At 42.0% G+C, this 11,726-nt stretch carries 11 protein-coding genes; 7 read left to right on the top strand and 4 right to left on the bottom strand.

Annotated elements, in window-relative coordinates; genetic code table 11:
* Positions 1-193: 193 nt before the first annotated feature.
* From GNE10_RS24230 to GNE10_RS24220, 3 genes are all read left to right on the top strand, one after another.
* Positions 194-892, top strand: a complete 699-nt coding sequence (locus GNE10_RS24230) for a DevA family ABC transporter ATP-binding protein (RefSeq protein ID WP_185567347.1) — start codon at positions 194-196, stop codon at positions 890-892.
* 794 nt (positions 893-1,686) lie between these two features.
* On the top strand, positions 1,687-2,622 hold the full coding sequence (locus GNE10_RS24225; protein WP_185567345.1) for a M23 family metallopeptidase: 936 nt from the start codon (positions 1,687-1,689) through the stop codon (positions 2,620-2,622).
* A gap of 119 nt (positions 2,623-2,741) precedes the next feature.
* Positions 2,742-3,281, top strand: coding sequence for a late competence development ComFB family protein (locus GNE10_RS24220; protein ID WP_099066211.1), 540 nt, complete (start codon positions 2,742-2,744; stop codon positions 3,279-3,281).
* Between the two features lie 127 nt (positions 3,282-3,408).
* Here the strand turns inward: GNE10_RS24220 and GNE10_RS36135 are convergent, their stop codons facing one another.
* Positions 3,409-4,443, bottom strand: coding sequence for a L,D-transpeptidase (locus tag GNE10_RS36135; RefSeq protein ID WP_397326273.1), 1,035 nt, complete (start codon positions 4,441-4,443; stop codon positions 3,409-3,411).
* 228 nt (positions 4,444-4,671) lie between these two features.
* Here GNE10_RS36135 and GNE10_RS24210 point away from each other — a divergent pair, with 228 nt between their 5' ends.
* The 3 genes from GNE10_RS24210 (at position 4,672) to GNE10_RS24200 (ending at position 6,667) form a co-directional block, all read left to right on the top strand.
* Complete coding sequence (locus GNE10_RS24210; RefSeq protein ID WP_185567343.1) at positions 4,672-4,866, top strand: hypothetical protein; 195 nt, start codon at positions 4,672-4,674, stop codon at positions 4,864-4,866.
* 369 nt (positions 4,867-5,235) lie between these two features.
* Positions 5,236-5,892 (top strand): sigma-70 family RNA polymerase sigma factor, encoded by a 657-nt coding sequence (locus GNE10_RS24205; RefSeq protein ID WP_096539842.1) that lies wholly within the window; start codon positions 5,236-5,238, stop codon positions 5,890-5,892.
* 157 nt (positions 5,893-6,049) lie between these two features.
* Positions 6,050-6,667 (top strand): anti-sigma factor, encoded by a 618-nt coding sequence (locus GNE10_RS24200; RefSeq protein ID WP_099066209.1) that lies wholly within the window; start codon positions 6,050-6,052, stop codon positions 6,665-6,667.
* A gap of 35 nt (positions 6,668-6,702) precedes the next feature.
* Here the strand turns inward: GNE10_RS24200 and GNE10_RS24195 are convergent, their stop codons facing one another.
* A complete protein-coding gene (locus tag GNE10_RS24195; RefSeq protein ID WP_185567342.1) occupies positions 6,703-7,143 on the bottom strand; it encodes a gamma-glutamylcyclotransferase in 441 nt (146 codons plus the stop codon).
* Between the two features lie 85 nt (positions 7,144-7,228).
* On the opposite strand from GNE10_RS24195, the gene leuS reads away from it, so the two are divergent.
* Entirely contained in the window at positions 7,229-9,850 is a 2,622-nt protein-coding gene (gene leuS / locus GNE10_RS24190) for a leucine--tRNA ligase (protein ID WP_185567341.1), read from the top strand.
* 122 nt (positions 9,851-9,972) lie between these two features.
* On the opposite strand, the gene GNE10_RS24185 is transcribed toward leuS, so the two are convergent.
* Both GNE10_RS24185 and GNE10_RS24180 read right to left on the bottom strand, forming a co-directional pair.
* The gene (locus GNE10_RS24185) at positions 9,973-10,719 is read right to left on the bottom strand and encodes a DUF561 domain-containing protein (RefSeq protein ID WP_185567340.1); all 747 of its coding nucleotides are present in this window, start codon (positions 10,717-10,719) and stop codon (positions 9,973-9,975) included.
* Positions 10,720-10,983: 264 nt separating this feature from the next.
* A partial coding sequence (locus GNE10_RS24180) for a hypothetical protein (RefSeq protein ID WP_185567339.1) occupies positions 10,984-11,726 on the bottom strand: 743 nt, incomplete at its 5' end.

Raw genomic sequence — 11,726 nt, 5'->3', positions numbered from 1 at the left:
CAGCGTTAGCGACGAAGGAGCGTCACCCCGAAGGGGTTAAAGGGTAAGGGTTAAAGGTTTTTTCTTTCCCTTTTCCCTTTTCCCCTTTCCCTTTCCCCCAAAACCCGACAAGTATTGGGGAGCGGCCCCCCCTGCTTCTTCCCAATGCCCCCATGCCCCATGCCCTATGCCCAATCCAAAATCCAAAATTGATATGCTCCCCGTCATCTCCATCCAAAATCTCGACCACTACTTTGGTCATAGCTCACTTCGCAAGCAAGTTTTATGTCATATCAACTTAGAGATTAACGCCGGTGAAATTGTGATCATGACCGGGCCATCTGGTTCTGGAAAAACTACTCTGCTAACCTTAGTGGGTGGCTTGCGTTCTACCCAATCTGGTAGTTTGCGGGTGTTGGGGCAAGAACTTTGTGGTGCTAGTGCCCAAGAATTAGTGCAGGTACGACGCCATAACGGCTACATTTTCCAAGCACATAATTTGCATCGCAGTTTGACAGCATTGCAAAACGTGAAAATGGCTTTGGAATTGCATGGACATATTGGATTAAAAAATATGCGAACTCGCTCAGCCCAGATGCTAGAGCAAGTAGGATTGGGCAAGCACTGGCATTACTATCCCGATCAACTCTCTGGGGGACAAAAACAAAGAGTAGCCATCGCCCGCGCCTTAGTCAGTCATCCCCAAATTATCCTAGCCGATGAACCCACCGCCGCCCTTGACAGTCAATCGGGAAGAGACGTGGTTAACCTCATGCAAAAACTCGCAAAAGAACAAGGCTGTAGCATTTTGATGGTTACTCATGACAACCGCATTCTAGATATTGCCGATCGCATAGTTCGTATGGAAGATGGTAAACTCGACTCGAAATTACAACTATCAGCCTGGAGCTAATCACCTTAGCACTTACGCATGGTACAAAAATTAAGGGTTTTGGCTGGGCATCGGCCAACAAGAGTGCAAAAAGCAATTGATTGCACTCTTACTCCATGAGCTGCGCTCACAAGGAACAATAAAAATCAATCTTCTCATGCCCAATGCCCAATGCCCAAGAACCTGAGTACTTCTAAGTAAAGATATACCAGTAATTTTACTTAAGTTATTAATATTTTCCCAATACACAAAAAATCTGTTATCACTATGTAAATGGAGATTAGAATTTACACAATAAATTGAACTAGCTTTGTGTAAAATCCTAATCGCGTTAATTTTTTGGATGGTTTCTGGTACTTTTACTGTGATTTAGCTGATTTTGCTCATTTCTTTAGAGCAACTTTGACCTGAAAGTATAGTATTTAGTGTCCAGTTGAAGAAGTGTCCAGTTGATTAGCAGATTTTATTCCAGTACCATTATGTAGTGACTTTAACCATAAAAAGTTTCTTTTGTTGCTTAACAAATGATTCCTATGGCAAGCCACTAAAGCAGTTTTAGCATCAAGCAAGTGGAATTTTACCAACAATTACAATGTCATACACCTTAGTTATTACAATTAATATAAATTTACAAATTAAGCTGACAAATTATTTTCCGTTACCAAGTTTTGGCTGTTGACTTAATTTCCATAAATGCCTAGAGTATTTGCCAAACAAAATTTATGGCTTTCAACAACATCAGCTGTCAAAAGAAAATCCTAGTAGTAATAAACTAGTTTATTTTCCCACACAAGCAAAGGGTTTATGGTAGTTCTATGATTACTAAGAATCGTACTAGCAATTCAAAGAAAAATTTGCTCAGCTTGAATATCAAAAAATTGACGCCTAATGACCCTGGAATAAATTTGCTCAAGGGAATTTTTGCTGTTCTCTCCATTACCTGGGCGTTGCCTGTAGATGCTTTGCAAGTAAAAGTGACTCCAACTAATCCCAAATTAGGGGATACACTTTCAGTGGAAATTAATTTAGATAATCCGGAGAATGGTATAAATCCAGCAGTAACTATTGGTAAAAATACTTATCCAGCCTTTGAAATTGCACCGAATCAGTATCGAGCTTTTATTCCTACAACTCCCTTGGAAAAAGCTGGAACTAGATCGCTTCAGGTGACAGGAGATGGTCAGGTGCAAAACTTGGCTGTGAATGTGCAAAATCGCAAGTTCCCCATACAACGGATTAATTTGCCACCAGGCAAAGCTGGAGTGGAAGCTACAGAGTATGAACTTAAACGCGTAGCAGCTTTTAAAGCATTACAAACACCAGAAAAATATTGGAATGGAGTATTTCTGAGGCCAAATGCAGGGCGGATGAGTACAACCTATGGTGTACGTCGCTACTATAATGGTAAATTTGCAGAGGACTACTATCATCGTGGCCTTGACTACGCTGGTGCTGCCGGTTCAGCCGTAATTGCTCCAGCCGCTGGGCGAGTTGCTTTGGTAGGTAGGGTATCCCAAGGATTTCGGGTTCACGGTAACGTAGTTGGCATTGACCACGGCCAGGGAGTAAGTAGTATTTTCATGCACCTCAGTCGTATTAACGTTAAAGAAGGTGATTTTGTCAAAGCTGGTCAACTCATCGGCGCAGTAGGATCGACGGGTGCTTCTACTGGGCCACATTTGCACTGGGGTTTATATGTCAACGGGTTATCTGTAGATCCAACACCTTGGCGCACTAAGGTTGTGAAATAGTAGAGGCGGAATTGATAGCGTCTGTGTATAATTTGGATATTTTTGCCCAAAGTAAGCAAAATCAATTGAATTGATACCGTCCCTACCTTCCTTGGCTAACATAAATGATGATAAGTGTTATGAGTATTGAAAAAATTGTAGAACAAGCTCTCCAGGATGGTTATTTGACACCAGCAATGGAAGCAGAAGTCGGTAGAATTTGTGACAACGCTTCGGAACTCTCTATTGAAGAGTATATGGCGCTCGATCGCCTAATGGGTGCGCTATTAACTGGTGAGGTAGTGGCGGTACCTCGAAAACAATTCATTAACGTTATGGAAGAATTGGTACTTACAGAAGCGATCGCCAGAGTCGCTGAAATTGAGGCCACTAGTGAAAGTTCCCTAGATGTTGGTGATATTGCAGCCTACGCTCTCAATCGGCTACCACCGTTGTATGCAACTACAGAAGAAGGCGCTAACTATCAGCGCCAACGCGCTCAAGCAGAACTGCAAGAACTCATTTCTCAGCAAGTGAATGAAGCGATCGGTCGTTACCTAGATCGGCCTAATTTCTTCCCAGAACGGCAAGCCTTGGGTAAAAGTACTGGTAATGAAGTTCTTGACCAAGTTGGCGCTTTACTTAGACAATATGCACCCAATTTTGAGCAAAAATTATAAATTTAAGGATATTGGGCATTGGGCATGAGGCATGAGATGAGGGAGACAACGCAGAAAGATTGCTAGCCTTCCTTGTCTCCCTTGTCTCCCTTGTACCCTTGTCTTCTTCCCATCCCCAATGCCCGATTCATTCACGCACTACCACAGTTGTTCCTAAACCCACTTGCTCGTATAACAATCTGACATCAGAATTACGCATTCTCAAGCAACCGTGAGATACAGCCGTTCCTAGCAGGTCAACATCTGGTGTACCATGAAAGCCAATTTCATTCCGTCCATCTGACCAAAAGCCAATCCATCTGTCTCCCAAAGGGCTATTTGTACCTGCCTCAAATACTTTACCTGTAATCGGGTGACGCCACACTGGAAAGTGTCGCATATGCATGACTTTAAAAGAACCCGTCGGTGTTTCCCAACCTTTTTTACCTATAGCTATTGGATAGCTAGCTATTACATCATCTCCTACGTATACGTAGGTACGGTGATCGCTTAAATCAACCACCACTTTGGTTTTGCCAGATATTATTTTATTGGTTGGTACTTGTTGGGCTGAAGCTTGAGGCCATAAAGCTTTAGGCCAACTGTCCACAATTGGATTTTGTTTTTCTGCTTGTACCACTACCCTTGTCTGAGTAGGGGTTTGTACGGGATTAGCTATATTTTCCTGAATTTTAGGCGGTTGAGTTTTGGGCGGCGTTGTAGGAGATTTTAACTGAGAAACTTTTGGCTTAATTGCTTTAGCTAAATTTTTCTTAATTTTTTTCGACTTAGTTTGAGCTTTGAGCTTAGCAGACTGATTAATTGTCGCTTTAGCTACATTCTTTTTAATTTTTTTCGACTGAGAACTAGACCCAACAGCTGAAGACTTTGATGTTGACTTTTTCTCAACAGTTGAGCCTTGGGTGTTTTCTACGGGAGTTACAGATGCACCTAGCGCAACTTGTCCTAAACTCACCTGTGAGAAATTCTTATAGGCTTCCTCTGGGCGGCTTTCTTGAGAGTTATTTAGGCTAGAACCTTGCCGCATCGAAGTAGATGCAGACTTTTCAAACTGTCGTTGTGCTGTAGTAATGCGCCAATGCACAGCTAAAGACAAAAATGCTGTGCCAAAACAAAGCAACATTACCATACGCCCTACAGATTCATTTTTTACCATTGCTATTGCCTATTGTTTATCCCTGACGTATCCAACTGAAGAATTAAATGGGTTCATTATCCGATCGCTAAAAATTTATCAATACTTATCACTTCTGATATAAATCTGCCAACATCTCTGGGCAAACTAAGGCCATACGCGTCCCAACAGCAAAAATCCAACAGAGGAATCTCATTCCTCCAAACTTCAGGAGGCCGTAAGCCTCTAGTCGGACTTTGTTGTGCAACTTTGGAAATGCAGCAATCAATTATTAATGGTGTGGGTGGGAGAAAAACTATGTTTGAAAAATTATTGCTGGCAGTCACGATTACATTTTCCCTCAATTTCTTTTTTCAAGTTCACTTACCAGAAGAAAATAGCACTGGTGCTAGTTACGGGGTACAACCAGAACAATCAGCAACTATTCTGGTAAGAAAATCAAAAAAATAAACTACCATTATTACCACCAGAGCAACCCAACTTCTAGAAATTATTGCCTAAATTTTTAAGGTATCAAGAAGTTAGAATTACAAAATTTTCATCTTCATCCTTATAACCAAATTTAATTATCTCGATCAAGCGTATATACCCAGTTGCTAAAAGTAACAAAATGTGCGTAGATTCAGATGCCTTTGTTAGTTGATGGGTAAAACAGAAACATCCAAGTAGTATAAGGAGAAATAGGTTCTTTTGACTGCTATCAATTTAGCCAAACTTGTGTGCCTCAGTGTTCCAGTCATAAATCCGTCACCTTAGCAAGGAACTTGTGTCGTATTAGCAGGTCTAATAGAAAGGGATGATTTAGAGCCAGTACGATCTATGAGTCAGTCGATTACTGTATCCTGGTCAACTGTTGATGCAAAGTATCCAGAAGCATCAGTGCAAGTTGACAAACTTCCTAACCACGATTTAATTTTGCGTTGTCAAGCTGGACTGCGCCCGGATCGTGCTGCGTTTGCAGAACTATTGCGCCGCTATCAAACCCAAGTAGATAGAGTCTTGTACCATTTAGCTCCAGATTGGCCTGACAGGGCTGATTTGGCTCAAGAAGTTTGGATTCGAGTGTATCGGAATATTAACCGCTTACAAGAGCCTGCTAAATTCCGCGGCTGGTTAAGCCGCATCGCGACTAATTTATTTTACGATGAGTTGCGGAAACGCAAGCGGATTGTGAGTCCTTTGTCACTCGATGCTCCCCGTTCAGTAGAGGATGGCGAGATGGATTGGGAAATTGCTGGTGATACCCCAGGGCCTGAAGAGGAACTGACAACTAGAGAGTTTTACGAACAATTACGGGAAGCGATCGCGGATTTACCAGAGGTATTTCGTACTACTATCGTCCTGAGAGAAATTGAAGGCATGGCATACGAAGAAATTGCTGAAATTACTGGAGTTTCCTTGGGAACTGTCAAATCAAGAATCGCCAGAGCCAGATCCAGATTGCAAGCTCAGTTACAAAACTATCTAGACTCCTAATTTACAGTATTTTGCTTCTGTCAAATGGCAGAATTTAAGCAATGATTAATAATTGCTCCAAAGATGTAGATTACTTCCGCCGTTAGGAGGAAAATTGAGTAATTTTCCCGAATTATTGGTTCTCTTTACCCGTGTATGAATTGGTAATAATGTTAAGATGACTACTGATTCTCAGTTTGATGATCGTTCCCACTTACAACTTCCTGAAGATTTGTCAGATGGAATGGTTGAGTATACCAATGAATCAACGGGTTTTATGGATATGGTGAAGCGCGATCGCTTCGAGTTATTAAGTGCTTATCTCGATGGTGAAGTCACAGCTGCCGAACGCAGGCAAGTGGAAGAATGGTTGGCCAAAGATCCTTCAGTTCAATGCTTGTATGCCCGACTGTTAAAGCTGAGGCAAGGCTTACGAACTATGCCAGTGCCCACAGCCCAACAGTCGCCAGAAGTAACAGCCGAACAAGTATTGACACGTTTGCGCCGACGTTCTCGTTTTAACTGGATGGTTGGAAGCGCCGCCGCCGCAGCTTGTTTAATTGGTGCAGTGTCTGGCTTAGTACCCGGTAGTGGTTCGAGAACACCGCAACTGGCACAACGACCACAAATACAGCCAGTACAAACATCCTCTGCATCTGTAGTACCTCCTTCCTCGCTAATGGTGGGATTAAACAACCCGGTAATTGAAATTCCTAAAGCAGCAGTAGCTTCTCCAGAAAATTCAATTTATCAGGTACCGCCACAACGCCGGGATTCCACAGATGACATAAATTAATTAATCACAAACTTAAAACTTAATAGATAATAACTTTATTTTCGAGTTATACCAGAGCCAGTCCACCAACCGTCGGGTTGGTGGATGCCTGCGAACTGGTTAACTCGCTCTAAACTCATTAAGTAAACCCAAGCCCAACCGAGAGAAAGCCACTCTTCCTGATAAACCTCGATAGTTTTTCGGCTGTAAAGGTTTTCTGAATCTTGTCTAGCAGGGTGGTAATCCTCTAACGCATCTAACTGCTTTAAAATACCTGGGTTGGTAAAAGAAAGTAAATATCCGTGGACTTGGTTATCTCCTGGCGTCATGGCTGGATAGCCCATTGGCAAAGCAAACAATTCGCCTTTGACAAAAGCTTTTTTGGCATCTACAACTTTGCCAGCACAAAATCTTTTATAGTTAGCTTCACCTGGTTTGAGAGTGCCGTAAACAAAAACCTGCACCAAATCAGAAAATTTTATATTTGATTCCAACATCGCCTATTTTCAGCATCTGATTTCTTTGCCTACCATCTACAATATGGAGGCATATACGATAACAGATATAGTAGGAGATTTTTTGGTGGATTCCCGATACAACCCCGCAGCGATTGAGGAAAAATGGCAAAAAACATGGACAGAACTGGGCTTAGACCGAACACCGACAGCTAGCAACAAGCCAAAATTCTACGCTTTGTCCATGTTTCCCTATCCATCGGGCAGCTTACACATGGGTCACGTCCGTAATTACACGATTACTGACGTAATTGCCCGCCTCAAGCGAATGCAAGGGTATCGGGTAATACACCCAATGGGTTGGGATGCCTTTGGTTTGCCAGCAGAAAACGCTGCCATTGACCGTGGTGTACCGCCAGCAAAATGGACTTATCAGAATATTACCCAGATGCGGCAACAATTACAGCGTCTTGGTTTGTCCATTGACTGGGAATGCGAACTCGCCACCTGTTCGCCAGATTATTACAAGTGGACGCAATGGATTTTCTTGCAGTTTTTACAAGCGGGTTTAGCTTACCAAAAAGAAGCGGCGGTAAACTGGGATCCCATTGACCAGACTGTACTGGCAAACGAACAAGTCGATAATGAAGGACGTTCTTGGCGCAGTGGGGCAATAGTTGAACGTAAATTGTTGCGCCAGTGGTTTTTTAAAATTACTGACTATGCCGAAGAATTACTCAATGATTTGGATAAGTTGACTGGTTGGCCGGAACGTGTGAAATTAATGCAGGCGAACTGGATTGGCAAATCCACAGGTGCTTACTTGGAATTTCCCATTGTTGGCTTAGATGAAAAAATTGCTGTCTATACCACACGCCCAGATACCGTTTTTGGCGTGAGTTACGTGGTGTTAGCACCAGAACATCCTTTAACAAAGCGGGTCACCACCAAAGAACAACAAGCAACGGTAGAAACCTTTATTAAAGAGATTTCTCATCAAAGCGAGTTGGAACGTACCGCTGAAGATAAACCTAAGCGGGGTGTTCCCACAGGTGGTAAGGCAATTAACCCATTTACAGGGGAAGAAGTACCCATTTGGATTGCTGACTACGTGCTGTATGAGTATGGTACAGGGGCAGTCATGGGTGTACCTGCACACGATGTCCGGGATTTTAAGTTTGCCCAAAGCTATGATTTGCCCATTGATTTTGTTATTGCTTCCCCAAATGATGTTGCAGGTTTTGACTTAACTCCCACATCAGAGACGGATGAAGTTACACAACTCGTGCAAATTGAATATAACCAGGCATACACTGAACCAGGAATTTTAATTAATTCCGGTGCTTTTACTGGTATGGCTTCCACAGAGGCTAAACAGGCGATGGTGGAATATGCCGAACAACAAGGTTTCGGAAAAGCGCGGGTGCAATATCGACTGCGTGATTGGTTGATTTCCCGCCAGCGATACTGGGGCGCACCAATACCTGTAATTCACTGTCCCAATTGTGGGATAGTACCAGTGCCCGACAAAGATTTGCCAGTACAGTTACCAGAAGAGGTGGAATTTACTGGACGTGGTGGTTCTCCTTTGGCGCAATTGGAAAGCTGGGTAAATGTGCCTTGTCCGACTTGTGGTACTCCGGCGAAGCGGGAAACTGACACTATGGATACTTTTATTGATTCCTCGTGGTATTTCTTGCGGTTTCCAGATGCTAAGAACGAACAACAGGTTTTTGATTCTAGTAAAATCAATGACTGGATGCCAGTGGATCAGTACGTAGGTGGAATTGAACACGCAATTTTACATTTGTTGTATTCGCGCTTCTTTACTAAGGTATTGCGGGATAGAGGCTTGTTGAATTTTGACGAACCCTTTCAACGCCTGTTAACTCAAGGTATGGTGCAGGGTTTAACTTACACAAATCCTAATAAGAGTGGTAAAGATAAGTGGGTTCCCTTTAATCTTGTAGATCCAGCCGATCCACGAGATCCTAAGACAGGTGAACCACTGCAACTCGTTTACGCCACCATGTCTAAATCCAAGGGTAACGGTGTAGCGCCAGAAGATGTCATTTCCAAGTACGGTGTAGACACAGCGCGGATGTTCATTTTGTTCAAAGCGCCGCCAGAAAAAGATTTGGAATGGGATGAAGCCGATGTCGAAGGACAATTCCGCTTTTTAAATCGGGTTTGGCGTTTGGTGACAGATTATGTTGCTGCTGGGGTATCTAATAAAAAAGCCGAAGTTTCTGATTTGAGTAAGACAGAAAAGGAATTGCGGCGGGCAATTCATACTGCTATTCAAGCGGTGACGGAAGACGTGGAAGACGAATATCAATTCAACACAGCTGTTTCAGAATTGATGAAGTTGAGTAATGCTCTAACTGATGCCAGCTGCAAAAATTCACCAATTTATGCAGAAGGTATTCGGACTTTGGTGATTATGCTAGCGCCTTTTGCACCACACATTGCCGATGAATTATGGCATTTGTTGGGTGAAAGCGATTCAGTTCACACGCAAAGTTGGCCATCATTTGACCCAGCTGCTTTGGTAGCTGATGAAATCACTTTAGTGATTCAAATTATGGGCAAAACTCGTGGTGCAATTCAAGTACCGTCACAAGCAGATAAAGCCGCCTTAGAGAAATACGCCCGTGAATCTGAAGTTGCCCAGCGTTACATCGAAGGCAAAGAAATTAAAAAGGTAATTGTGGTTCCTGGGAAGTTGGTCAATTTTGTAGTCAGCTAAAGGTATGGGGCATTGGGAGCAGGGGAGGTAGGGGAAAAGGTTAAAGGGAAAAGGAATAAATTTAATCTTTCCCCTTACCTCTTTCCCTTTCCCCATGACCTGTTTGCCCAATGCCCCATTCTTTACTTCTGACTCAACACTGTTGCAGTTGCCAAAGCTTCTACTAAGCCACGGACAGCAGCAATCATCGCTACTTCACTGTTGAGTTGGTTAATGGCGGAACCAACACCAACACCAGCAGCACCAGCGGCGATCGCTAATGGTGCAGTCACGCTAGAAATGCCTGAAGCACACAGTACTGGTACTCTCACGCTATGAGAAATTTCATAAGCTGCTGCCAAGGTGGGAGCAGCTTTTTCAATTAATCCTAAAGTTCCAGGGTGAACTGGGTTACTGCTAGTACCGCCTTCGGTTTGGATAATGTCTGCTCCAGCTTTCACTAATTCTTCTGCTAGTTGTACTTGTCGATCTAGTTCGAGGATATGGGGAACGGTAACAGATAAGGTAATTTCTGGCAGCAGGGCACGGGTTTGCTGAGTCAAGGCTAGTACTTCCTCAGCCTCGAAACGGCGTCCTTGAGCATAGAATGAATCGAAATTCCCGATTTCAATTAAATCAGCACCAGCAGCCACAGCTTGCACAAATTTCTCTGGTTCTACTGCTGAAACACAAATAGGTAAATTTGTCAAACTTTTAGCTAGCTGGACTAAGCTGGAATCGGCGGCAATATCGACGAAAGTGGCACCACCAAATTCAGCAGCTTTTACAGTAGCGGCAACGCTGGCGGCGTCAAAGTTATTTAAGCCGCTGATTACTTTGAGAACGCGGCGGTTAGCAAATGCACGTTGGAGTGTAGAATGCATCGTCATGATTCGGCTTTGAAGCTACAAAAATTAGGTATATTCTACCGTTCATTAGTTGAGAAAGAGTCTAATACCAATTCAAAATTAAGAAAGCTGACATAATAAGGGTTTCGCAGTCTGTATCTGCTGCATTCTTTTTTTAATTAGTATAAACTACTACAGCATTTACTAAATTTTGATACTTTCTATACCGAAGTACGCACACACTTTTACTGAATATACTGCTTAAGCAAATAACTTTTGACAGATTTTTTAATTCAAACAGCAGTCTTACATATCTAAAAAATTTATTTTTTTAGATATATCAGAGGGTACAAGAGTAAATGATGGAATACTTTTTTGAATTACTAGATTAACATCATCATATTCATTATTTTCTTTGAAGAACCTGATGACTTCTTTTTTCTTCCAACCTTGGATATAAAATATAAAAGTATTTTTTTCATTTTGAACTTCCAGTAAGTCTATAGTTTTTGTTGGTTGAGCTTTGAAAATTTTACTTAATTGATGACGTTTAATTTGAGTATCTGTCAATAACGATGTTTTTAGAGGTGTAACTCTAACTTTGCTAGATAAAAGCTGCATTTCTACTACTACAGGGACAGAATCAGCAACGACAAAAATTCGCTGAACTCTAGACGGTAAATCCTGGAGATTTTTAGCGAGTCTTTTATTGTCTTCCGTTTGAGTTGACCAGTAGGGATAAGGAACTGAATAAGAAACTCTATAACTCACAAAAACTATACAAATAAAAACTAAAGCCAAGGCAATACTTATAATTTTTTGATTTCGCCAAACAGAGAGTATTTTTTTCAATACAGATTGCAACAATATTGCAATACCAATTGCTAAAACCGGAGAAACATAGATAAAATGACGGGCTGGATAATAGTTCGGTAGCCAAAAAATATAATTAACAAGTAGCGTCGGAAAGATAAATAATACAGTTAAAGAGTCGCGTTTAATCCAAAGGTCAAACAAACTAATAAATAAAATAGATATATACAATGGAT

Source organism: Nostoc sp. 2RC, from assembly GCF_014222165.1.
Classification (GTDB): Bacteria; Cyanobacteriota; Cyanobacteriia; order Cyanobacteriales; family Nostocaceae; genus Nostoc; species Nostoc linckia.
The sequence above is the reverse complement of the archived record's forward strand: the minus strand, read 5'-3'. Positions and strand labels throughout refer to the sequence as shown.